Origin of the sequence: Methylobacterium sp. Leaf117 (assembly GCF_001422985.1) — a bacterium.
Classification (GTDB): Bacteria; Pseudomonadota; Alphaproteobacteria; order Rhizobiales; family Beijerinckiaceae; genus Methylobacterium.
The window spans coordinates 32,861-56,168 of the sequence record NZ_LMNL01000012.1 but is presented as its reverse complement, the minus strand read 5'-3'; the positions used below and the strand labels follow the sequence as shown (position 1 = coordinate 56,168).

Sequence of the window (23,308 nt, the reverse complement as noted above, 5' to 3'; positions counted from 1 at the left end):
CTTACCACGCATCATCCTGGCATCGTCCTTGCGAGGTGGTTCGCGTCGCAAGGAGCGAATAATGGATACGAACCTCTCCCGCCAACGCTGGATCCAGCTCGGCCTCGGCCTCGTCGCCATGATGGCGATCTCCAGTCCGCAATATGTCTGGACCCTGTTCACCAAACCGCTGATCGCGACCACCGGCGCAACGCTGCCGCAGATCCAGTGGACCTTCACGATCCTGATCGTGCTGCAGACCTTCTTCTCGCCGGTGCAGGGCTACCTGATCGACCGGTTCAGCCCCAAGCTGATGATCGCGCTCGGCGCAGCCCTGTCCGGCCTCGGCTGGGTGCTGGCGGCCCGGGTCGACACCCTGCTGGGCGTCTACGCGACCTACGGCCTGTTCTGCGGCCTCGGCACCGGCATCGTCTATGTCGGCATCGTCGGCCTGATGGTGAAGTGGTTTCCGGACCGGCGCGGCTTCGCCGTCGGCGTCGTGGCAGCCGGCTACGGCATGGGCGCCATGCTGAGCACCTTCCCGATCAGCGACATGCTCACCGCCTCGGGCTACCGCCACACGCTCACGGTGTTCGGCATCGTGCTCGGGGCGATCGGGGCCCTGGCGGCCCTGGGCCTGCGCGCGCCGCGCGCCGGTGAGGTGCTGCCGTCCCCGGCGGTCAATCTCTCGACCTGCGTCCATGATACGCCCCCGTGGGTGATGCTGCGGACGCCGCTCTTCTGGCTGATGTTCGTCATGATGACGATGATGTCGACCGGTGGCCTGATGGTGGTGGCGAACTTCGCCTCCTTCGCCCGCGACTTCGGCGTGGCCGATGCGATCATCTTCGGATTCGTCGCCCTCCCCTTCGCGCTGACCTTCGACCGCATCACCAACGGCCTGACCCGCCCGTTCTTCGGATGGGTCTCGGACAAGATCGGTCGCGAAAACACCATGGGGATCGCCTTCGCGGCGGAAGCGGTGGCGATCGCATTGCTGCTGGTCTTCCGCGAGAACGCCTACGCGTTCGCGCTGCTCTCCGGTGTCGTGTTCTTCGCCTGGGGCGAGATTTTCTCGCTGTTCCCGTCGATCCTCACCGACACCTTCGGCACCAAGCACGCCACGACGAATTACGGCTTCCTCTACATGGCTCAAGGGATCGGTTCGCTCTTCGGCGGCCCGATCGCGGCCTGGATCTATGCCGTGCAGGGCTCGTGGCTGCCGGTCTTCGCGATCATCATCACGCTCGATGTGCTGACCGCGATCCTCGCCTACTTCGTGCTCAAGCCGATGCGTCGGCGCTGGCTCGGCGAAGTCGAGGCTCCGATCCTAGTCGGCAAGCCCGCGCTGGCTTGATTAAGGCTGGGACAGGCGCGGATGGGGGAGCCCGTCCGCGCCTTCCTCGGGGAATCAGCCAGGATTTTGGCTGGGTGCAGGATTTTGGCTGGGTAAATGAGCAAGAGCTCGCGTTCACCACATCGTCTGGCGGGCGCGTTCGCCCCAGGTTCTGTCATAGGTTTCGCCGCCCACCCGGCCCTCGCTGCGTTCGGCCAGGATCTGCCCCGGTGAGGGAAGCGACGTCGGGTCCACGTGGCTCTCCTGCCGCCACAGGCCGGATCGTACCAGGGCGCGGGCGCACTGGAAGTAGATCTCGTGGACGGTGATCACCATCACGGTCCGGGGTGCCTTGTCCTCGACGGCGAAGGTGGCGAGGAGGGCCGGATCGTCCTCGATCACCGCACGTCCGTTCACCCGTAGGGCATTGCCGATGCCGGGGATCAGGAACATCAGGCCAACCCGCGAGTCCCGCACGACGTTGCGCAGGCTGTCGATCCGATTGTTGCCGCGGCGATCCGGCAGGAGGAGCGTACGGGCATCGGCGACGCGTACGAATCCAGGCCGGTCACCCCGGGGCGAGCAATCCAGGCCTTCCGGACCCACGGTGGCGAGACTCGCGAAGGGCGAGACCTCGATGAAGCGGCGGTAATGCGGCGTGATGTGGTCGGCCACCTTAGCGGTGGAGGCCTCGGAGACAGCGTCCCAGGCACCGTAGATGGTCTCGAGGTCCGCCACTGTCTCGACGATGGCCATGGAGTGTTCCCGTTTCGCAGGCTGGAGGAGCGTGCTCCCCTTGCAGCAATCCGAGGGTGATCGCCTAGTGCCGCATGAAGCTTACCGATCAGGCTTGCCGAGAGACGGAGATGCAATCGTACATTCGAAGCGCCCGGTCTAACGGTCGGGACCGATCGGTTTCGGCGGTCCGCCTTCAGGCATTACCCAGTCCCGCGCATTGCGCAGACGCAGCCCGCTCGCATGGAGGCTCGAGCGCCAGATCGGTGCCAGGGGGGTGAGGCGAGGCAGGATGCGGAGTTCCACGCCCGCCGTCGTCATGGCACCGGGCAGATCCCGCAGGGTGTCGTGGCCGTCCGGGACGACCGGTTGGCGTGAAACCCAGGTGCCGGCCTCGCCGGAAGGTTCGAACGTAGTGGATGGCATCTGGTAGCGTTCGAGGACGCCGGCCTCGATCCGGTCCGCCCAGGCCTCCTCGACATAGGCGACCGCGCGGCCCGAGACGTCGCCGAACCACGTCTCCCGGTCCTCCGGCGACGTCTCGGCCGTGGGCCAGATCACGATCCTGGGGCAGTCACGCGGAAACAGGTAGAGCAGGCTGTGGGCGCCATCGATTGCCCAGACCAGAGCCCCGTTCAGCCAGGCGCGCTCCGCTCCCCGGTCGATGCCGACCCGCACCGGGCGCGGTACGAAGACCCGGATGTCCGGATCCTCGCTGAAGTGGAAAAGCGACGGGCAGGCATTACTCGCCGTCGCCGCGTCTCTGGTGCTCACCGGGCGTTGCGAAACACCTGGAGGTCGAGGTCCCGCACCTTCTTGCGCAGGGTATTTCGGTTCACGCCGAGCAGCTCCGCCGCGCGAATCTGGTTGCCGCGTGTGGCGGCGAGCGCCGCTCCGATCAGCGGCCCTTCGATTTCGCGCAGGATGCGATGGTAGAGTCCGGGCGGGGGCAGCGTGTCGCGATAGTTGCTGAAATAGTCGGCCAAATGCCGCTCCACGGCGCCCGACAAAGTTTCGGCCTCACCGTTGCTCTTGCGTGGGGTGCCCGTGCCATTCGTCTGACTCTGGGCCAGCGGGAGGGTATCGAGTTCGGCCTCGATCACCGGGCCGGTGATCGTCTCCTGCGGGTAGAGGGCAGCGAGACGCCGGACGAGGTTCTCGAGTTCGCGCACGTTGCCCGGCCAGCGATAGCGCTTCAGGCGCTCCATGGCCTCACCATCGAGCTGCTTGCGGCTCAGGCCCTCGCGCTCCACCAGGATGAAGAAGTGGCGGATCAGGTCGGGCACGTCCTCGGAGCGCTCACGCAGGGCCGGCAGGCGCAGCGGCACCACGTTCAGGCGGAAGAACAGGTCCTCGCGAAAGATGCCCTGCTGAATCGAGACCCGCAGGTCCTTGTTGGTGGCCGCGATGATGCGGACGTTGGTCTTGATCGGGACGCGTCCGCCGACGGTGGTGTACTCGCCCTGCTGCAGCACGCGCAGGAGGCGGGTCTGTGCCTCCATCGGCATGTCGCCGATCTCGTCCAGGAACAGCGTGCCACCTTCCGCCTGTTCGAAGCGTCCGGCCGATCGCGCCAGCGCGCCGGTGAAGGCCCCCTTTTCGTGGCCGAACAGCTCGGATTCGATGAGGTCACGCGGGATCGCGGCCATGTTCACGGGCACGAAGGGGCCGGTCCGGCGCCGGCCGTAATCGTGCAAAGCCCGGGCGACCAGCTCCTTGCCGGTGCCCGACTCGCCGGTGATCATCACCGTCAGGTCCGTCGGCATCAGCCGGGCCAGCGCCCGATAGATCTCCTGCATGGCCGGGGAGCGCCCGACCAGCGGAATGTCCTCGTTGCCCGGATCGGCCCCGACCGGCGCGGTTCCGCGCGGGCGGGACAGAGCGCGTCCGACGATCGCGATCAGCTCCTTCAGGTCGAAGGGCTTGGGCAGGTACTCGTAGGCGCCGCGCTCCGAGGCCCGGATCGCCGTCATGAAGGTATTCTGCGCGCTCATGACGATGATCGGCAGCTCGGGGCGCACGCGCTTGATGCGCGGGAGCAGATCGAAGACGTTCTCGTCGGGCATCATCACGTCGGTGATGACGAGGTCGCCCGCTCCCTCCGCGACCCAGCGCCAGAGAGTGGCGCAATTGCCGGTGGAGCGGACCTCGTAGCCCGCCCGCGACAGGGCCTGATTGAGGACGGTGCGGATGGCGGCGTCGTCATCCGCGACGATGATGTGTCCGTTGGGCATGACGCGACTCTACAGCTCCGCGGACGATTCGCGCCCGTCGCGGGCGCTCGACATGGGGAGAAGAAGGCGGAAGGTGGTTCGGCGCGGGACCGGATCGCATTCAACGATCCCGCCGTGGTCGCCGATGATCTTGGCGACCAATGCAAGTCCGAGGCCGGAACCCTGCGCCTTCGTCGTGACGAAGGGATCGAACAGGTCGGGCAGCAAATCCGCCGAGACGCCGGGGCCGTTGTCGCGCACAGCCACCTCGATCGGCAGGCTCACGCGCTCGCGCGAGCCTGGAACCTGCAGGCGCAGGCCGGTGCGGAAGGCGGTCGACAGGGTGATCTCGCCATCGACCGCATCGGCCCCGATCGCCTCGGCGGCATTCTTCACCAGGTTGAGGATGACCTGAATGAGTTGATCGCGATTGCCGAGCACCGGCGGCAGCGACGGGTCGTAGGTCTCGACGAAGCGAATATGGCGGGCGAAGCCAGATTGAGCCGAGCGCTTCACCTGGTCGAGCACGCCATGCACGTTGACCGAGCCGCGCTCCACCGGGCGCTCGTCGCCGAACAGCTCCATCCGCTCGACGATGCGTACGATCCGGTCGGATTCGTCGCAGATCAGCCGGGTCAGCAGGCGGTCGTCCTCGTTGCCGGACTGCTCGAGGAGCTGCGCGGCCCCGCGGATGCCGGCGAGCGGATTCTTGATCTCGTGCGCCAGCATGGCGCCGAGCGCCACCATCGAGCGCGCGGCGCCCCGATGGGTGAGCTGGCGGTTCATCTTGTCGGCAATGGTGCGTTCCTGGAGCATCAGCACGACGATCTCCTCGTCGTCGCCGAGGGGCGTGGCGAAGACGTCGACGCTGCGCTCCAGGCCCGAACGCGGCTGCACCAGTTCGACCCCGTACTCGCTGACGCTGGCCCGACGGCGACGCACCTCAGCCACCAGGGCGATGATCGGCGACGCGAACGGGATGATGTCGGACAGGCGGCGCCGCTGCATCAGCCGGGCCGAATGATCGAAGAAGGTCTCGCCCGCATGATTGACGTGCAGGATGTGGTCGTTGGCCCCGACCGTCAGCACCGGCAGCGGCAGGGCGTTGATCACCGCCTCGTTGGTCGGCACGACCTCGGGCTTCTGGCCGCCGCCCCGGCCGGATATCGGCTTGCCCGCGCTCATGCGGCCTCCTCGCTGGTGTCCGGCATCGCCCATGCGTCCCGCGTCTCGAAGGCGCGCGCCAGCAGGTGCGTCGCCACCGCGGGGTCGGTGGTGGTCAGGAGCCGCATTCGCGCTGGCGCATCGAGCCCTCCACCCGCCTCCGCGTAGGCCGCCAGGTGCTTGCGGGCGTGGCGCACGCCCATGCGCAGCCCGTAGAGAGCGAGAAGACCCTGGTAATGCTCGATCGCCAGCGCGGCCTTCTCGGCGCTCGACAGCGTCGGCACCGGGCGCCCGGCGAGGCCTGCCGCCAGGGCGCCGACGAGCCACGGCCGGCCCACCGCCGCCCGTCCGACCATGAGCCCGGCGGCGCCGGAGCGCTCCAGACAGGTGCGCGCCTCGGTCAGGGTGGAGATGTCGCCATTGGCGATCACCGGAATCGCCACGGCCTCGACTACGGCGCGGATCGCGCGCCAATCGGCCCGGTCCTTGTAGAATTGCTGCCGGGTCCGCCCATGCACCGTGACGGCGTTCAGCCCGAGCCCTTCGGCCCGGCGCGCCAGATCGGGCGCATTGAGATTGGCGTGGTCCCATCCGAGACGCATTTTCACCGTCACGGGAATGCGTACCGCGCCTCGCACCGCCGCGAGGATGCGGGTCGCCCCCTCGATGTCGCGCATCAGAGCCGACCCCGAGGCGACGCCGGTGACCACCTTGGCCGGGCAGCCCATGTTGATGTCGATCACGTCGGCGCCGTTCGCCACGGCGATCCGGGCGGCTTCGGCCATCGGCTCCGGCGCGCAGCCGGCGAGCTGGACGATGTGCGGATCGACGCCGCTGCCCTCGGCCCTCAGCTGGGCCTCCTGATCGCCGCGCGCCAGTTCGGCGGCCGCCACCATTTCGGAGACCACCGCGCTGGCGCCGAGCCGGCGGGCGATGCGCCGGACGTGCAGGTCGGTGACACCCGAAAGCGGCGCCAGCAGCACCGGTATCGGGCGTTCACCCTTATCGATTGCGATGCTGCGCTCACCCTCCGCCGGGCGAAGGAAGCTTAAATAATCATCAGTGGCCATTGTGCTCAACAAATAGACAAATCCACCCGGCGCGCAAGCGATTCGGTGGATTTGATTTCAGCTTCTCCCGCGCTTAAACGACAGGTCTCCCCATCGGCGGGTTTCTAGGCCTACGCATCGCAGACGCGCGGTGCCCCGTGGGCGTGGCGATCGGCAGGTGCGCGGTTCCTCACCCCCCGAAGCGCGGGAGCATACGCATGTCCGGCACCGCATGGAATGCGGCCGCGGTGGTCGTCGCGGCCGGTCGCGGCATCCGCATCGGCGGCGACACCCCGAAGCAGTACCGCAGCGTCGGCGGTCAGGCCGTCTTGACCCGGACCCTGACGGCTTTGGCGGCCCATCCGGGCATCGTCCGCATCCAGCCGGTGATCGCGCCGGATGCGGCCGAATTCTACCGCGCCTGCCTCGCCGACCTCGACGCCGCGACCCGCGATAAACTTGCCGCGCCGGTTCCCGGCGGCGCCACCCGCCAGCAATCGGTTCGAGCCGGCTTGGAAGCGCTGGACGGATCGCAGGCGCCCGACCTCGTCCTGGTCCACGACGCGGCTCGCCCGCATGTGGACGTGGCACTCATCGAGCGGGCCCTGGTGGCCGGCCGCGATCACCGTGCCGCTGTGCCGGGCATCGCCGTCACCGACACCATCAAGATCGTGGACGATCTCGGCGATGGCAGCGGACGGGTGCGCGAGACGCCCCGGCGCGAGGGCTTGCGCGCTGTTCAGACGCCGCAATCCTTCGTCTACGGCCTCTTGCGCGACGCCCATCGCCGGGCGGCCGCGGCTGACCTTCATGCCTTCACCGATGACGGGGCCCTCGCCGAATGGGCCGGCCTGCCCGTCGTCGTCTTCGAAGGCGATCCGCGCAATCGCAAGATCACCCAGCCGGCCGACCTGATCGAGGCCGATCGCGGCTTCTCCGGCCAACACCCCACCGCCCTGAGCGAGGCCCAGCCCATGACCACCTACGTCACCCGCCTCGGCACCGGCTTCGACGTCCACGCCTTCACCGACGGCGACCACGTCTGGCTTGGCGGGGTGAAGATCCCGGCCGATCGCGGCGTGCTTGCGCATTCGGACGGCGACGTCGCCCTGCACGCCCTCACCGACGCCCTGCTGGGCGCGATCGCCGATGGCGATATCGGCACCCATTTCCCGCCGAGCGACGAGCAGTGGCGCGGCGCCTCCTCCGATCGCTTCTTAGCGCATGCGGTCGAGCTGGTTCGGGCGCGCGGCGGCAAGATCGACCATCTCGACATCACCGTGCTGGCCGAGGCCCCGCGCATCGGCGCCCATCGGGAGGCGATCCGCGCCCGCATCGCCGAAATTGCCGGGGTGCCGCTGAGTTCGGTCTCGATCAAGGCCACCACCACCGAGAAGCTGGGCTTCGTCGGTCGCGCCGAGGGCTTGGCCGCGCAGGCTGCCGCCACCGTGCGGCTGCCCGAAGTGACCGCCGAACTGAACGCGGCCGACGAGACGGCCGAGCGCCGCTCGTGATTGATGATCCCGCCTTGCTTGCTCGGGCGGAGGCGCTGGTCGCCGCCTATGCGGCGGCGGAATTGACGATCGCCACGGCTGAATCCTGTACCGGCGGCCTCGTCGCCGGCCTGCTCACCGCAATCCCAGGTTCGTCCGCCGTGGTGGAGCGCGGCTTCGTCACCTATTCGAACGCCTCCAAGGCCGAGAGCCTCGGCGTGCCCGTCGATCTCATCGCCGCCCACGGCGCGGTCAGCGCGCCGGTCGCCCGCGCCATGGCGGAAGGCGCCCTCGCACGGTCCCGGGCCACCGTCGCGGTGGCGATCACCGGCATCGCCGGCCCGGGCGGCGGCAGCGCCGACAAGCCGGTGGGCCTCGTGCATTTCGGCCTGGCCGTGACGGGCGCGACCGTGCGCCACCTCGAGCGCCGCTACGGCGATCTCGGCCGCACCGAGATCCGCCGGCTGGCCGTGGGCGATGCGCTCGGTCTCCTCGAATCGATTCTCGCTCCCGGTCTCGCCCCGGCGTCTTGAAACTGACACGCTTGGGCGTCAGCCTGCGAATCACGGCGCATCGATCCGCGCCGGGTTCGCTCACGAACCCTTGGGGAGGCTGCATGACATCAGGTTTGATCGCCGCCCCGGTCCGCCCGCGCTTCTCGCGCCTGCCGGCCTGACGGAGCCCACGCGCCCGAGCGCGTCGCGGCCGTCTCCCTCTTCCCGTTCGTCCATCCTTTCGGCCGGCCCGTCCGGGGCCGATTGCCGTTCACGGAGCCGGCGCGCATCCCGCGCCGCGATCGCGTTCCATGATCCTCGACCGCCTTCAGGGCGCGCAAACCTATCGCGCCGTCCTCGCCTTTCTCGTTCGCCAGTGGCGCACTCGGCCCGGTCTTCTGCTCGGGCTCGTCGCGGCCATGGTCGGGTCGACCCTCGCCGACGTCTTCCTGCCGCTCTTCGCCGGCCGGCTGGTGGATGCCCTCTCGACCGCCGATCGCGAAGCGGCACGCTGGGATGCGCTGACCGCATTCGCCGCGATGGGCGGGCTCGGCCTCCTCACCCTGGGCCTGCGCCACGTGGCCTGGACCTTCGTGGTGCCGTTGAGCCTGTCCACCATGCAGGCGGTGGCGCAGGCCGGCTTTCATCGGGTCCAGCGCCTGTCCACCGACTGGCACGCCAACAGCTTCGCGGGCTCGACCGTGCGGAAGGTTTCCCGCGGGATGTGGGCGCTCGACGGTCTCAACGACACGCTGCTGCTGGAACTGCTGCCGGCCATCGTGGTGCTCTTCGGCACCATGATCCTGCTCGGCGTGCAATGGCCGGTCATGGGGCTGGTGATCGGGCTCGGGTCCCTGGTCTATCTCGCCGTGGTGGTCCTGCTCGCCATCCAAGTCATCGCTCCGGCGGCGCAGCTCTCCAACGTCTGGGATTCGCGCCTCGGCGGTGCGCTCAGCGATGCGGTCGGGGCCAACGCGGTGGTGAAGGCCTTCGGGGCCGAGGCCCGCGAGGATGCGCGCCTCGGCCGCCTCCTGGCCAAGTGGAACCGCCGCACCCACCGGACCTGGATGCGCATCACCTGGAGCATCACGGCGCAATTCGCGCTGCTCCTCCTGCTCCGCACCGCCATCGTGGGCACTGCGCTCTGGCTGTGGTGGACGGGAGATGCGACGCCCGGCGACGTGGCCTACGTGCTGACCACCTACTTCGTGGTGCATGGCTACCTGCGCGACATCGGCGGTCACATCAACCGGGTGCAACGGGGCGTGAACGAGATTGAGGAACTGGTCGCCCTCGACACCGAGCCCTACGGGGTCGCCGATCGGCCGGACGCCACGCCCCTCGCCGTGCGGGGCGGCACGATCGGCTTCGACCGCGTCACCTTCCACTACAACGGGCACGCGACGCCGCTCTACCGCGACCTGTCCGTGCAGATCCCGGCGGGGCAGAGGGTCGGGCTCGTCGGCCGGTCGGGCTCCGGCAAGACCACCTTCGTCAAGCTGGTGCAGCGCCTCTACGACGTCACGTCCGGCCATGTTCGCATCGACGGGCAGGACGTCGCCGGGGTCACGCAGGCATCCCTGCGGGCGCACATCGCCATCGTGCCGCAGGAGCCGGTCCTGTTCCACCGGTCACTGGCCGAGAATATCGCTTACGGGCGTCCCGGCGCCTCGGCGGAGGACATCGCCCGCGCGGCGCGGCTCGCTAACGCGCACGACTTCATCGCCCGACTGCCCAAGGGTTACGGCACGCTGGTGGGCGAGCGCGGCGTCAAGCTCTCGGGCGGCGAGCGCCAGCGCGTGGCCCTGGCCCGTGCTTTCCTGGCCGATGCACCGATCCTGATCCTCGACGAGGCGACCTCCAGCCTCGACTCGGAATCGGAAGCACTGATTCAAGAGGCGATGGAACGCCTGATGCGCGGCCGCACCGCCATCGTCATCGCGCACCGGCTCTCCACCGTGCGGTCGCTCGATCGAATCCTGGTGTTCGATCGCGGTTGCATCGTCGAGGACGGAACCCACGCGGACCTGCTCGGCCGACCGGAGGGCCGGTATCGCGCCCTGTTCGAGCGCCAGGCCGGCGGGGTCATCGAGGCGTGACGGACGGATGAATCGACGGTGCGGCTCAGGCGGCGCCGTAGACCCGGTTGGCCCGTGCCTCGAAGGCGTCGGTGAACTTGCGGAAGGCGCGGTCGAACATCGTGCCCATGAGCAGCCCAAGAGTCCGGCTCTTGAACTCGTAGGTGATGAAGAAATCGACGGTGCAAGTATCGCCCTCGCCGGGCTTGAAGGCCCAGCGGTTCTCCAGGTGGCGGAACGGACCGTCGATGTATTCAGCGACGATGCGCAGGTTGTCGGGGTCAAGGGTGACGCGCGTGGTGAAGCGCTCGCGGATGGCCTTGTAGCCGACGCCCATCTCAGCCACGAGCACTTCGGTGCCGTCCGGCCCCGGCTGGCGCCGCAGCACACGCAGGGATTCGCAGAGCGGCAGAAATTCCGGGTAGCGTTCCACGTCGGCCACGAGGTCATACATCTGGCGCGGCGAGTGCCGCACCGCGCGGTTGATCCGAAATGAGGGCATCGAGACTCAGGCGTTGGCGATGCGGGCGAGACGGGCCGCTTTCAGCTTTGCGAAATCCTCACCGGCGTGGTGGGAGGAGCGGGTCAGGGGCGTTGCGGAAACGAGCAGGAAGCCCTTGGTGTAGGCGGTGGTCTCCAGGCCCTTGAACTCGTCCGGGGGCATGAAGCGCACCACCGCGTGGTGTTTCTTGGTCGGCTGGAGGTACTGGCCGATGGTCAGGAAGTCGACATCCGCCGAGCGCAGGTCGTCCATGAGCTGGACCACCTCGTTCCGCTCCTCGCCGAGACCGACCATGATGCCGGACTTGGTGAAGATGGTCGGGTCGAGTTCCTTCACGCGTTGAAGCAGGCGCACCGAGTGGAAGTAGCGCGCGCCGGGGCGGACCGTGAGGTAATTGCCCGGCACCGTCTCCATATTGTGGTTGAAGACGTCGGGGCGGGCGGCGACCACGATTTCGAGGGCGCCGGGTTTGCGCAGGAAGTCCGGGGTCAGCACCTCGATGGTGGTGGCCGGGCTGCGCGCCCGGATCGCCCGGATGGTACGGGCGAAATGCTCGGCCCCGCCATCCGCCAGGTCGTCGCGATCCACCGAGGTGATCACCACGTGGTGCAGGCCGAGCTTGGCCACCGAATCCGCGACCTTGTCGGGCTCGCTCGCGTCGAGGCCTTCGGGCAGGCCGGTGCGGACGTTACAGAAGGCGCAGGCTCGCGTGCAGGTGTCGCCCATGATCATGAAGGTGGCGTGCTTCTTCTCCCAGCACTCGCCGATATTGGGGCAGCCCGCCTCTTCGCAGACCGTGACCAGACCGTGCTCGTGCACGATCTTGCGCGTGTCCTCCCAGCCCTTCGAGCCAGGCGCCTTGACGCGAATCCAATCGGGCTTGCGCTGGATCGGCTTGTCCGGGCGATGCGCCTTCTCGGGGTGGCGCGGGCGCTGATCATTGCGCAGAAGATCGAGGACGACGGCCATGACAATCCACGGGATTCGCCCGCAAGACGCCGGCGCGTAACCCCGACTTAAGGCCTGGGACCGGCCTCCGCAAACCCGCCGCGTCGTCGTGGCGCGACAGGCCCGCGTGTTCGTCAGGTATCGAGGACGTGATCGGCAGGATCGCCGCGCTGGTTCACCCGGTCGTCTGAGGGGAACGCCTACGTTGCTCGACGATGGGTGCCTCCGCCGTCCGTCTTGGCGCGGTAGAGAGCACGGTCCGCCATCCGATAGACCGTGTCGGGGTCCTCGCCGTCCAGGGGGACCAGCGCGATGCCGATGCTGACCCCGACATCGACGGGGTGCCCCTCGATGACCATGGGCACCTCGATGGCCTGGGCGATCCGGCCGGCGAGGGTATCGATGTCGTCCGTGCAGGCCGCCCCGGTCTGAATGATGACGAACTCGTCGCCGCCCAGCCGCGCCACGGTATCCTCGATCCGGACGACGGAGCGCAGCCGATCCGCCACCATCGTCAGCAGGGTGTCGCCCGCGGCGTGTCCGAGGGTGTCGTTGACCGCTTTGAACCGGTCGAGGTCGAGGCACAGCAGGGCGAATGGCGGCCCGCCGCGCCGGACCAACGCCAGCTCCTGGAGGAATCGTTCCTGGAACTGCATGCGGTTGGCGAGGCCGGTGAGCGGATCATGCCGCGCGAGATGTTCGCTGCGACGCTCAGCCAGTTTCCGGGCTGTGACGTCGAGGGTCAGACCGACGACCCATTCCGGATCGCCCCCCTCGCCGACCACGACCCGTCCGATACAACTCAGCCAGCGCGTGTCGCCCGTGGGCCGGAGGATGCGGAAGTCGGACACGAATGTCCCGCGCGCTTCAATGGCGAGGTCGAGGTCGGTCAGGGTACGGTCCGCATCGTCCGCGTGGATGAGAGGCCGCCAGTCCCGTCTCACGTCGATCTCGATCTCGTCGTCGCCGAAGCCGTGCTGGCGTGCCATCTCGGCGGACAACAGGGCTCGCCCGCTGGTCACGCTGTAGTGCCAAGTCCCGGCATCGGCGGCCTTCAGCGCGAGGTCGAGCAGAAGGGACTGGTCGGCCATCCGCTCGTGCAGCAGACGGCGCTCGGTCTCCCGCCGCAGTTCGGAAACGAGGCGCCGCCGCTGGTCGAGGAGGGACCGGCCGGCGACTTCGGCCTTGATCAGGTCTGCCACCGCGCTCTGCATGAAGTGGATCAACAGGATGTCGATGCCGACAACGAAGGTATAGAGCGCCATGGCGGTGATGACGGAGCCGTTCAGTGCGAACGCGTACTGGCCCGGCATGAAGCAGTACCAAGCTGCAAGCCCGGACAGCGTTGCGCAGACGATGCCCGCATAGGCCCCACACAGGTAGGCCGAGAGGATGACGGCCGGGAAGAACGTGATGAAGGGAAAGCCCGGCGGGAGATGGGGGTGTATGACGCTTCGCACGAGGAGAGCGGCGAGGAAGGCGGCAATCCCGACCGGGATCGAGAGCCTCGGGTGACGATGCGGTCCGGCGGCGGGAAGCAGCAGAGCCAGCGCCGTTCCGCTCCGGCTGACGAAGGTGGACTCGCTCACGGTTGGCGCGTTGACCGCCTCCGTCGTTTCCATGTCGATCAATGGACGATGGTCCTTGCTGGCCGTTGTGGAAATCGGGTCGTCGAGCCTATCCGGCGCGAAGGGACAGGCCGCCGCGTGTCCCCGTGGTCCAGGTGAAGATGACGCCGTTCCGTTCGAAGGCCCGACGGACCGCATCGACCTTTGATGGACGCACGCTGTCGATGCGGGCCGCGTCCTCGATGCGCGCAACCGTGGACGGCGACAGGTCCGCCTCTTCCGCCAGGCGCTCGATGGTCCAGCCGAGCATCGCCCGCGCGCCCCGCACCTGTTCCGTCGTCAGGCGTCCAGGCCCGGCCTCCGCCGAGACCCGGTCAACCTCGAACCGCTTGCTGCCCGTAATCGGCAAGCACACCCCCACCCACTCGCGGATCGTGCCGTCTCGGGCGAGGACGGGGGCGCCGCGTGCGTTGAACCAGCGGTGGACGCCGTCCGCGCACCGGATGCGGTAATCGGTGTCGTAGATGCCCTGATGCAGGACCGCCGTTCGCCAGGCCTCCCGAGTTCGCTGCCGGTCGTCCGGATGGATGGCGTCGAGCCAGCCGTAGCCGGCCATCTCGCGCGATGTCTGGCCGGTCAGTCCAGTCCAGTCCGATCCGACCCTTGTCCCCCCGTCGGCGGTCGCGGTCCAGATGACGGTGGCGACCGCGCGGACAAGCGCGCTGTACCGCTCATGTGCAAGCTCGTTCGGATCCTCGACCGAGGCCGGGGCCTGCAGGGTTCCACCCATCGTGTCTCCTGGGATTACATCGCTCGGTTCAATGATTTGCCAGATTTGAATGGTTTTAGAAGCAATATTCCGCAGAAAGAACGAATTTCATGCTTTCCGCGGGACACAAAAACGTTTGTGTATTTGTTGCAGCGCGCACGGATGATCGCGACCCTGAGGCCGTCTAACCCCGCTTCAGCGTCCGTCAGCCGTGTTCCCGATATCGCCACTTCGCCAGGGTCACGTTGGAGGCGGACCACGGCGTCCGCGGTGGTTACGGCAGGCGTGCTCCTCGTCAGGAACCGTCCGGCGCGGCGCTCACGCCGTTATGTTCCGCGAGGCCTCGCGAACCAGGCGGATCGACGCATCGACCTCCCAAGTCGACGCGGCGGTCAACCCGACACTCAGGCTCATCTCGGTGACTGCGCTGATCATCGCCAGCATGTTCGCGGACATCTTCCCGGCGACCGCCGCCTGCTGCTCAATGGCCGTCGAGATCGCGGCCGAGAGTGCATTGATCTCACCGATGGTTCCGCCGATGCCCGCAATGGCGGTCGCGGCCACGTGCGCGGCCGACTGCGTCTCGGCGATCTGACGAGCGATACTTTCGGTGGCCTTTGCGGTCTGGGCCGCGAGGCTCTTCACCTCGGCGGGTATGACGGCGAACCCCCGACCGGCCTCACCGACTCGCACCGCTGAGCTTGCCCCTAGGTCCGATCAGGGGATTGTAGCTGGCCTCAATCCAGACCTCCCGCCCCCATGGCCGATACGCTTGTACGCGGCCGCCTGGAACTCGCCGCGGCCAAGGCTTCCCAGAAAAGACGATCATCGTCGCCCTCCCGCTCGGCCGGACCGACGGACATGGAATGATGGCGACCCCGGATTTCGGCCAGACGATAGCCCAGCGCGTCCAGGAAGGTCTTGTTGGCGGTGACGACCTTGCCGTCGAGGTCGAACGCGATGAGCGCCTGAGAATCGTCGAGCGCGTTGAGCTTGGAAATCCGCGCATGGCTACCGAAGACCATCGAGCATTTCTTTCATTCGATGGACGAGCCGCCATCATGCGACGAAGGGTGACGACCCCTGCTGACGAAGCCTCGATCCGATCTGCGAATTCCGCCTGCATCGTGCAAGTGTCATGGCATCTATCGTTTCATCGTCATGGCGGCTTCGATCGATCGCCAGAATCAGGAAGGTTCTATTTCATAATGGGATGGACCGGTGGGAGCCGCCCAGTGAATTCTTAAAACGCTCCTGGTTCCGCACCCAAAGCCCCGACCGGATTTGCGATCGGTGCGCGTGCCAACGGACTTTCTACGCCATGTCGGCCTTTCTGGATCCGGCAAAGGCACTTCCCTGACATCGTCAGCGAATTTACAACTTCAGCGTGGGCCAATTCGTTTCTCTTAAGAGTCCGAGCACCAAATTCATGACTTGAACTATTTCATGCCCCGATCGGGTGCGAGTGGGCGATCCGAGGACCAGCGATGCCGACACGTTCACTCATGCGGCCCGGCAATTCCGGCGGGATAGCCTCTGCGCCCCGGGCGTTCTCGTCGCGGCATTTCCTCAAGCTCATCGAGGACACGGGCAAGGTGGGTTTCTGGTCCGCCGATCTTCGGGCCGACCGGATGGATCTCTCTCTCGGACTCTACCGCATCCTGGGGCTCGATCCGGCCGCAGAGATGACCTTCGGCTTCGGTCTCGACATGATCCATCCCGAAGACCAGGCGACGCATGGGGACCAGATCGCGGTGCTGCGCTCGGGCCAGCCGGTCAGTCGCGAGTTCCGGATCATCCGGCCCGACCGGACCCAGCGCTGGATCCTCCACCATGCCGAGGCCATTCTGGGTCCGGACGGCGCACCGAGCCACGGCATGGGCGTGGTGTTCGATGTGACCGCGCAGCACGACACCATGAACGCGCTGATGCAGCGGCATGACCGGCTCAACGCGCTGATCGCCGCCACCGCCACGGTGTTCTGGATCAACAAGGCCAACGGCGAGCCGAGCGAGATGCCTCAGTGGATGGCGCTGACGGGGCAGAGCCATAGCCAGATGCAGGGCTTCGGTTGGCTCGACGCGGTGCATCCCGACGACCGCCCCCGCACCCAGGCGGCCTGGGTGACGGCCGTCGAGCATACCGCTCCTTACAACACCGATTACCGCGTGCTCTGCGCCGATGGCATCTATCGATGGTTCAATGCCCGCGGCGCACCGGTGCTCAACAAGGACGGCTCGGTCCGGGAATGGGTCGGCGTCTGCCTCAACGTACCCGGGCGCAACCGCTACGGCTCGTCCGAAGGTACCGCCCGCAGTTCCGCGCCCCGGGGCACGTCCGCCTCCCCTCCGCCGGGTGACGAGCTGCCGACCCCGGGCCAGATTCGCGCAGCGCGCGCCTTTGCCGGACTGTCGAAGGAGGATCTTGCCCAATTGTCGAACGTCTCGGTCTCGACCATCAATCGCTTGGAAGATCCGAACTCGTCCATCCGGACCCGGAACGATACGGCCATCGCGGTCCGCCGTGCCCTCGAGAAGGCCGGGGTCGAGTTCACGTTCGAGGATGGGGTGAAGCCTGGGGTGCGGGAGGCCTGAGGCTCGGTTGTCCCAAACTTGGTCGCAGTCCGGCGGGACACTGGCTGTCCGGGATCGACCGGCACGCCCCCATCGACGCGCGGTGGAGACGGGGCGGCCCTCCCCCCCTGGTGTCGACAGCGTCTCACGCGGCTCTCGATATCCAGAGGCGTGATATGCGGCGCGATCCGCGGCGACCCGGATGCAGGGCGAAAGGACCCCACATCGGGGGCGATGTCCGACGACCGATTTTTGGCCCAACGCCCGTGTCTGGTCCGGCGTCAGGTGCCGGGTCTGGTGATGGGGCCGTGAAGGGCCGCGTAATCCATGACGGCCTTCGCAAGCCGCGTCATGTTTGCCGCCGCATCTCTGAGCTGACAGACCATCGGGTCGTCGGGCGGCAAGTCGGCAGCAAGCAGGATCACGGCCTCCCGCAAGCCTTCCACCGAGCGCATGATCGCCTCGGACAGGCAGGCAATCTGGCCGTGGCGCGAGCCGAGATCCCTGCCGGCCTGGATCTCCCGTTCGAGCTGGGCTCCCAAGCGACTCATGCCGCTCGGGGACAGATCGACGGGGAGGATGAGCATCTCGGTCATGGCCCCCTCACGCCGCGCGGATCTTGGCAAGGAACCGACTGACCTCGCCATCCAGGTGCTCGGACTGGCGCGAGAGGTCCGAGGCGGCGGTCAGGACCTGGGTGGCCGCGGCCCCCGTCTCTTCGGCCGCGCGGGCGACACCCGACACGTTGCTCGTCACCTCGCCCGTCCCGGTGGCGGCCTCCGTCACGTTGCGCACGATCTCCTGGGTCGCCGCCCCCTGTTGCTGAACGGCTGCGGCGATCGACCCCGCGACGCCGTTGATTTCCTGAATGCGGCGCCGGATGCCGTCGATGGCGCTGACGGCGCTGCCCGTCGCCCCCTGGATGCGGCCGATCTGGCCCGTGATCTCGTCCGTGGCCCGGGCGGTCTGGTTGGCGAGTTCCTTCACTTCGGACGCGACCACCGCAAACCCGCGCCCTGCTTCCCCGGCCCGCGCCGCCTCGATGGTGGCGTTGAGCGCCAGCAGGTTGGTCTGGCTCGCAATGGCCGAGATCATGGCGACGACGTCCCCGATCTTGCGCACGGCATCGCTGAGTTCCTGGACGAGGTCCGCGGTTTGCTGTGCCTCCGCCACCGCCTGGCCGGCAAGGTGCTCGGAACCGGCGACCTGCCTCCCGATCTCGTTGACCGAAGCCCCGAGCTCTTCCGCAGCCGCCGCAACCGTGCCGACATTGGCGGCGGCCTGACTGGCCGCCGCGGCCACCGCGGTCGATTGCTGGGCGGTCTCGGTCGCGATCCCCGACATGCTCGAAGCCGTCGCCTGAAGTTCCGTGGCGGCGGACGCGACGGAGGCCAGGACGGCCCCGACCGTCTGCTCGAACCCGTCGGCGAGGCGCAGAAGGTCCGCCTTGTGGCGCGCTTCGGCGGCGACGCGGTCCCTCGCCGTTTCCTCCTCCATTCGCCTGACCTTGTCACGCTGCTCGACTTGGGCGGTGACATCGATGGCGAACTTGGTGATCTGGACGGGTCGTCCGTCGGCATCGAGCACGGGGTTGTAGCTGGCCTCGATCCAGACCTCGCGGCCGCCCTTGCCGAGGCGGCGGAACTGCCCGGCCTGGCGCTCGCCGCGGCGAAGCGCCTCCCAGAAACGGGCGTATTCGGGGCTCGCGCGATGCTCCGGGTCGAGGAACATGCCGTGATGGTGGCCGACGACCTCCGCGGCCGCATAGCCGACGGCGGCCAGGAAGTTGGCGTTCGCCTCGAGGATGCGTCCATCGAGGTCGAAGCTGATCACCGCCTGCGACTTGCGGATGGCATCGACCTGTCCGCGAAGGGCGTTGGCCTCGAATGTTTGCGCCGTCACATCGGTGGCGTACTTGAGCACGCCGGTGACGTCGCCGGCCGCATTGCGGATCGGGTTGTAGGAACCCTGGATCCAGACCGCCTTGCCGTCCTTGGCGAGACGCTTGAACGCCGCGACTTCCGATCTGCCCGAACGCAGACCCTCCCAGAACGCGGCGTAGGCGCGGCTGTCCCGATACCCGGCCTCGACGAAGAGGCCATGATGGCGCCCGCGAACCTCGTCGAGGGTGTAGCCCATGATTGTCCGACGTCAGCACCTGTGGGACCGATTGAGGGTCTTCACGAACGGAGGATGGCTGGTTCATCGTAGCCCCTGAGGAGCGAAGATGAAGCAGACATCCGGACCGGCCAAGAAGCCGGCAGAAGCGGTGATCAAGGACATCCGTCGGGCCACACGTCGACAGTTCTCGTCCGAGGAGAAGATCCGCGTCGTACTGGAAGGCTTTCGCGGCGAGGACAGCATTGCCGAGCTGTGCCGGCGCGAGGGGATCGCCGCCCCGATGTACTACGGCTGGTCCAAGGAGTTCCTGGAGGCGGGCAAGAAGCGCCTGTCTGGCAACACGGCGCGCGCGGCAACGACGGACGAGGTGCGAGATCTGCGCCGCGAGACGGGGGCGCTGAAGGAGGTCGTGGCTGATCTCGTGCTGGAGAACCGTCTGCTTAAAAAAAGCATGAGCGGGGCTGGGGGCGACGAGGCATGAGGTACCCGGCCCCCGAGAAGCTGGAGATCATCCGGCTGGTCGAGCAATCCCACCTGCCGGTGCGTGCCACCCTGGACAAGCTCGGCATCACCCGCTCGACGTTTTACCGGTGGTACGATGCCTACCAGCGCGGCGGCCCCGAGGCGTTGAAGGACCATCCTTCGCAGCCGAGCCGGGTCTGGAACCGTCTACCTGCAGAGATCCGCGAGCAGATCGTTGCCCTGGCTCTGGAGCAGCCTGAACTCAGTCCGCGTGAGCTGGCGGTGCGCTTCACCGACGAGCGCCGTTACTTCGTCTCGGAAGCGACCGTCTACCGGTTGCTCAAATCTCAGAACCTGATCACAAGCCCGGCCTATATCGTCATCAAGACCGCCGACGAGTTCCGCGATAAGACCACCGCGCCCAACCAGCTTTGGCAGACGGACTTCACCTACCTGAAGGTCGTTGGCTGGGGCTGGTACGACCTGTCGACGGTGCTGGACGAACCAAAGGACCGCGTAGCGACTTCTCACGCTACATCGTGGCGTGGAAGCTGTGCACGACGATGCAGGCCAGCGACGTCACCGCCACGCTTGACTTGGCGTTGGGTGCGGCTGAACTCAATCAGGCGCGGGTGATGCAGCGGCCCCGCCTGCTCTCCGACAACGGACCGAGCTACGTCGCCAGCGACCTGGCTGACTGGCTCGGCATTCGGGGCATGACCCACATCCGCGGCGCGCCATGCCATCCTCAAACGCAGGGCAAGATCGAGCGTTGGCACCAGACGCTCAAGAACCGCATCCTGCTCGAACACGCCTAATTGCCCGGCGAATTCGAAGCGCGGGTGGCGGCCTTCGTCGAGCATTACAATCACCGCCGGGCGCACGAGAGCCTCGGCAACCTCACACCCGCCGACGTCTACTTCGGACGCGGCGAAGGGATCCTGGCCGAGCGGGAACGCATCAAGCGCCAGACCCTCATGGATCGCCGCTTGCGCCATCACGCGCAGGCTGCCTAACCTCTTACCCCAGATGGACCAGAGCCTCCGCTCCTGAACACCGCAGACTGTCCAAAATCATCTGACGACGGACACAGCGGATGCCGTCCGATGTCCGCAGCCGTACCGTCCGGTCACGGAACGGCGCGCGCGCCTCGATCGCCGCGACGACCGCGTCGATTTTCGCACGGCCCTGGGGGCCGTCCGCGTAGCGATAGAGGATATCGGTAAGGGTGCAATGGTGCAGGCCGGTGGCATCGACACCGAGCAACTCGCCAAGTCGTCCGGAGGCATGCCGCAAGCGACCGGTGTTGTCGGTCTCCCAGAGCCAGTCTCTCGCCCCCTCCTCGAAATCATTGAGGAGCAGGCCGATGGTCTCGTTCTGCTCCTGCACCTTGAGACGGTCGAGGATGCGCTGGTGAGAGAGGCGACACATGCGGCGCGCGCTGATGAACACGAACGTCGCATAGATGACCAGCAGAACCGCGATGTATCCGCCGACCGGCGCGTCCGTTCCGGCCAATCCGACGATCGCCCCAGCGACGACGGGAGCGACGAGCAGGATCGCGACGGAGAAAATCGGGCCGACCACGTAGGCGTCGGAGATCAGCCCGGCACAGACGGCGACCACCACGATCCGATAGGCGTTGTCCACCGACGGAAGCAGCATCGCCGGCATCGTCGACCAGACGAGCCCGAGGCCGAAGGAAAGCACCTTCGCGAGGAGGAATCCGCGGCGGACCGCCGTTGGGGTCGCGCAATCGCGGAACCGCCTCCGGTGGTGCCGTGTGGCGACGAAGGTCGCCGCGCACAGGGACGTCACACTGATCGCGAGTCCCATCAGATAGGTGTTCGGGGCGATATCCCAGAACATCCAGGCGAGCGCCACGACCACGGCGGCCTGCGTGACGGCCGAAAAGTTGGCGAGGTGCAGGGTCTCGCGAAGCAACGCCGTGCGGATGTGCCGTTTGAAGCGATCGTCATTGCCGCCCGGCACATTCGATCCATCGCCGTGGAACACTGCGTCGTCGGAGACCGACATGGCTTTCATTTCCCCCCGTTCGACGTCATGTCGCCGCTGTCGGGTGATGTATCGCAGTGACAAGCTGCCGACGGTTCAAGCCGATCCGCGAAAAGCGGGAGCATCCCGTGGATTCCGGGGGCGTTTTCGTAGCATTCCGCCTCAGCTTCACCGGATCGTTCCAGTAAAGGACGAATTTTTGTCATCAACGGCTTCGTAGCTCAATCTTCGAGCGTTGCCTTCGACGACATGTGAAGGTGAATTTTGAAGGTGTCGGCCGTGATGGGCCTCTGAACTTGTGATCTTGTCCGGCCGAGCGACATCCGCGACTCTTCGATTGGCCACCCATGACGGAGGCCTTCTGCCGCGGCAATCCGACGGGTTCGTCGCTGCGCGATGGCTATGCGTTCTCCCAGGCCGTCCGGACGGGGCCGGTCACCGTATCCGGCTTCGAAGGGCCGATGAAGATCACCACCGGACCGTGCTCGGCCCGTCGCGGGTCGTAGAAGTCGAGCAGGTCGGGAGAGCGCTCCTGGATGAAGTCCGGACAGAGGCCTTCCCGGCGCAGCAGGTGATCGATGACGACCTGATCGCCGTGCACGGCGTTCGGCACCGGGCCGCAGGAGCCGGCCGCCATCCAGCGCTCGGGCTCGGCCGCGAAGGTGGCGTAGAGGAAGTCGAGTTCGGCGCCGTGCCACCGCAGCAGGGCGCTGGAGAGGCGGCCCTTGTGGAAGTAGTCTTCCATGGCGGCCAGGCCCGGCTCGGCCAGGGCATCGGCCGGCCCGGTGAGGACGGTGTCGAGGTCGCAGAGCACCGTCAACCCGTCTGTCAGACCCGGGCGGAACGCCTCCATCTTGGCCCACCACGCCGGCCAGTCGTGCCGGAGCGGCACCCGCTCGACACCGGCTACCGCGAGAGGAAGGTCCGTGAGGCAGAGGATGCGGTCGAAGGCCGGGGCGTGGCGGCGGACGCCGCGTGCCAAGCGCTCGACCCAGGCCGCATCGTAACGTCCGCCGCTCTTCAGGACGGTGATGAGAGTCGTCATCGGATGAGCGTGATCCTGATCGATGCGGTCAAGAAGAACAGGGGAAGAGCCGGAGTTGCCCGGCCGTCTCAGCCTGCTGGAACCAGGCCCGCTCGGCGGCCCACGGGTGCCCGGGCCAGCCGTCGAAGCCGAAGCCATAAACTTCGGCCGGGCTGTGCCGGAGGGGCCGACCCTGCAGGAACGCCCGCGTCACGAGAAAGCCGGTGCTCGGGTTCGGACGTCCCGTGGTACCCGGTGCCAGGTCGCGCCGCGCCGCCTCGTGCAGATCCTCGGGCAGGATGTGAACGGGTTTGCCCAGGGGGGCGAGCAGCGCCATCGCCTCGCGGGTCCAGCATACCTGTTCGGGCCGATTGTGCTCGGCCGGCAGCATCGGAAATGGAAGGATGAACGCCGCCGCGCGCCGGACCACCGGGCGATCGAGAAAGCGCGGGTCGGCGAGCCATTCGCGCATCTGTCCACCCCGGTTGACCAGGGCGAGGTGGGTGACCCGGTCGCCGGTCCGGCCGCCGAAGCCCGGCGCATTGTTGAAACGCACCACGCTGGTGGCGGCATCGATCGCCGCGGCGGCATCGAGACCCGGCGCATTGCCCACGATGGCGAGCGTGCCCGGTGCGGAAGAGGACAGGTCGAGCATGTGCGGAGGGTCGACCTGAGCCATCACTTGCGGCAGGGATTTGCGGAGCAACCGAAGTATGGCGCTGGCCCGGCCCGGCAAGATCCCTTCCGTGGCGGCAAGATCCTTTCAGTGATGGAAACATCCATC

General features: G+C 67.4%; 21 protein-coding genes and 1 pseudogene. 6 read left to right on the top strand and 16 right to left on the bottom strand.

The features are described 5' to 3' along the window. Window positions 1-61: 61 nt before the first annotated feature. Entirely contained in the window at window positions 62-1,336 is a 1,275-nt protein-coding gene (gene oxlT / locus ASF57_RS07280) for an oxalate/formate MFS antiporter (RefSeq protein ID WP_056481533.1), read from the top strand. A 114-nt stretch (window positions 1,337-1,450) separates the two neighbouring features. On the opposite strand, the gene ASF57_RS07275 is transcribed toward oxlT, so the two are convergent. The 5 genes from ASF57_RS07275 to dusB form a co-directional block, all read right to left on the bottom strand. Continuing rightward, window positions 1,451-2,071, bottom strand: coding sequence for a pyridoxamine 5'-phosphate oxidase family protein (locus ASF57_RS07275; protein ID WP_056481530.1), 621 nt, complete (start codon window positions 2,069-2,071; stop codon window positions 1,451-1,453). Window positions 2,072-2,209: 138 nt separating this feature from the next. Further along, window positions 2,210-2,824: a DUF6886 family protein gene (locus tag ASF57_RS07270; RefSeq protein ID WP_056481527.1), complete on the bottom strand. Its 615-nt coding sequence runs from the start codon at window positions 2,822-2,824 to the stop codon at window positions 2,210-2,212. Beyond that, complete coding sequence (ntrC, locus tag ASF57_RS07265; protein WP_056481523.1) at window positions 2,821-4,284, bottom strand: nitrogen regulation protein NR(I); 1,464 nt, start codon at window positions 4,282-4,284, stop codon at window positions 2,821-2,823. Before ntrC ends, ASF57_RS07270 begins: the two co-directional genes overlap by 4 nt. A 9-nt stretch (window positions 4,285-4,293) precedes the next feature. Further along, window positions 4,294-5,448 carry an ATP-binding protein gene (locus ASF57_RS07260; protein ID WP_056183484.1) on the bottom strand — a complete coding sequence of 385 codons (1,155 nt, stop codon included), beginning with the start codon at window positions 5,446-5,448 and terminating at the stop codon, window positions 4,294-4,296. Then, window positions 5,445-6,497, bottom strand: coding sequence for a tRNA dihydrouridine synthase DusB (gene dusB, locus ASF57_RS07255; protein WP_056481520.1), 1,053 nt, complete (start codon window positions 6,495-6,497; stop codon window positions 5,445-5,447). The genes ASF57_RS07260 and dusB overlap by 4 nt, the downstream gene beginning before the upstream one ends. A gap of 197 nt (window positions 6,498-6,694) precedes the next feature. On the opposite strand from dusB, the gene ASF57_RS07250 reads away from it, so the two are divergent. The 3 genes from ASF57_RS07250 (at window position 6,695) to ASF57_RS07240 (ending at window position 10,562) form a co-directional block, all read left to right on the top strand. Further along, window positions 6,695-7,990, top strand: a complete 1,296-nt coding sequence (locus ASF57_RS07250) for a bifunctional 2-C-methyl-D-erythritol 4-phosphate cytidylyltransferase/2-C-methyl-D-erythritol 2,4-cyclodiphosphate synthase (RefSeq protein WP_056481517.1) — start codon at window positions 6,695-6,697, stop codon at window positions 7,988-7,990. Then, the gene (locus ASF57_RS07245) at window positions 7,987-8,502 is read left to right on the top strand and encodes a CinA family protein (protein WP_056481514.1); all 516 of its coding nucleotides are present in this window, start codon (window positions 7,987-7,989) and stop codon (window positions 8,500-8,502) included. The genes ASF57_RS07250 and ASF57_RS07245 overlap by 4 nt, the downstream gene beginning before the upstream one ends. A 272-nt stretch (window positions 8,503-8,774) precedes the next feature. After that, the gene (locus tag ASF57_RS07240) at window positions 8,775-10,562 is read left to right on the top strand and encodes an ABC transporter ATP-binding protein (RefSeq protein ID WP_056481511.1); all 1,788 of its coding nucleotides are present in this window, start codon (window positions 8,775-8,777) and stop codon (window positions 10,560-10,562) included. A 25-nt stretch (window positions 10,563-10,587) separates the two neighbouring features. Here ASF57_RS07240 and ASF57_RS07235 read toward each other — a convergent pair whose 3' ends face one another. The 6 genes from ASF57_RS07235 to ASF57_RS26810 form a co-directional block, all read right to left on the bottom strand. Next, entirely contained in the window at window positions 10,588-11,043 is a 456-nt protein-coding gene (locus ASF57_RS07235; protein WP_056481507.1) for a type II toxin-antitoxin system RatA family toxin, read from the bottom strand. A 6-nt stretch (window positions 11,044-11,049) separates the two neighbouring features. Beyond that, entirely contained in the window at window positions 11,050-12,012 is a 963-nt protein-coding gene (gene lipA, locus ASF57_RS07230; RefSeq protein ID WP_056481504.1) for a lipoyl synthase, read from the bottom strand. A gap of 179 nt (window positions 12,013-12,191) precedes the next feature. After that, entirely contained in the window at window positions 12,192-13,613 is a 1,422-nt protein-coding gene (locus ASF57_RS07225; RefSeq protein ID WP_244476885.1) for a diguanylate cyclase, read from the bottom strand. 55 nt (window positions 13,614-13,668) lie between these two features. After that, a complete protein-coding gene (locus tag ASF57_RS07220; RefSeq protein ID WP_056183382.1) occupies window positions 13,669-14,349 on the bottom strand; it encodes a PAS domain-containing protein in 681 nt (226 codons plus the stop codon). A gap of 297 nt (window positions 14,350-14,646) precedes the next feature. Continuing rightward, window positions 14,647-14,973, bottom strand: a complete 327-nt coding sequence (locus tag ASF57_RS26815) for a hypothetical protein (RefSeq protein WP_244476854.1) — start codon at window positions 14,971-14,973, stop codon at window positions 14,647-14,649. A 92-nt stretch (window positions 14,974-15,065) separates the two neighbouring features. Next, window positions 15,066-15,353 (bottom strand): PAS domain S-box protein, encoded by a 288-nt coding sequence (locus tag ASF57_RS26810; protein ID WP_056481501.1) that lies wholly within the window; start codon window positions 15,351-15,353, stop codon window positions 15,066-15,068. Window positions 15,354-15,815: 462 nt separating this feature from the next. On the opposite strand from ASF57_RS26810, the gene ASF57_RS07205 reads away from it, so the two are divergent. Continuing rightward, window positions 15,816-16,922, top strand: a complete 1,107-nt coding sequence (locus ASF57_RS07205; protein WP_156376013.1) for a PAS domain-containing protein — start codon at window positions 15,816-15,818, stop codon at window positions 16,920-16,922. 260 nt (window positions 16,923-17,182) lie between these two features. Here ASF57_RS07205 and ASF57_RS07200 read toward each other — a convergent pair whose 3' ends face one another. Both ASF57_RS07200 and ASF57_RS07195 read right to left on the bottom strand, forming a co-directional pair. Then, the gene (locus tag ASF57_RS07200; RefSeq protein ID WP_056183390.1) at window positions 17,183-17,497 is read right to left on the bottom strand and encodes a hypothetical protein; all 315 of its coding nucleotides are present in this window, start codon (window positions 17,495-17,497) and stop codon (window positions 17,183-17,185) included. 7 nt (window positions 17,498-17,504) lie between these two features. Continuing rightward, window positions 17,505-19,040, bottom strand: a complete 1,536-nt coding sequence (locus ASF57_RS07195; protein ID WP_056481498.1) for a PAS domain-containing methyl-accepting chemotaxis protein — start codon at window positions 19,038-19,040, stop codon at window positions 17,505-17,507. Window positions 19,041-19,128: 88 nt separating this feature from the next. On the opposite strand from ASF57_RS07195, the pseudogene ASF57_RS24530 reads away from it, so the two are divergent. After that, window positions 19,129-20,500: pseudogene (locus tag ASF57_RS24530) on the top strand (IS3 family transposase). Between the two features lie 4 nt (window positions 20,501-20,504). Here the strand turns inward: ASF57_RS24530 and ASF57_RS07175 are convergent. The 3 genes from ASF57_RS07175 to ASF57_RS07165 form a co-directional block, all read right to left on the bottom strand. Beyond that, window positions 20,505-21,521: a hypothetical protein gene (locus ASF57_RS07175; RefSeq protein ID WP_156376012.1), complete on the bottom strand. Its 1,017-nt coding sequence runs from the start codon at window positions 21,519-21,521 to the stop codon at window positions 20,505-20,507. 379 nt (window positions 21,522-21,900) lie between these two features. After that, the gene (locus ASF57_RS07170; protein WP_056481484.1) at window positions 21,901-22,545 is read right to left on the bottom strand and encodes a hypothetical protein; all 645 of its coding nucleotides are present in this window, start codon (window positions 22,543-22,545) and stop codon (window positions 21,901-21,903) included. A gap of 28 nt (window positions 22,546-22,573) precedes the next feature. Beyond that, a complete protein-coding gene (locus ASF57_RS07165) occupies window positions 22,574-23,179 on the bottom strand; it encodes a hypothetical protein (RefSeq protein ID WP_244476853.1) in 606 nt (201 codons plus the stop codon). Window positions 23,180-23,308 lie beyond the last annotated feature (129 nt).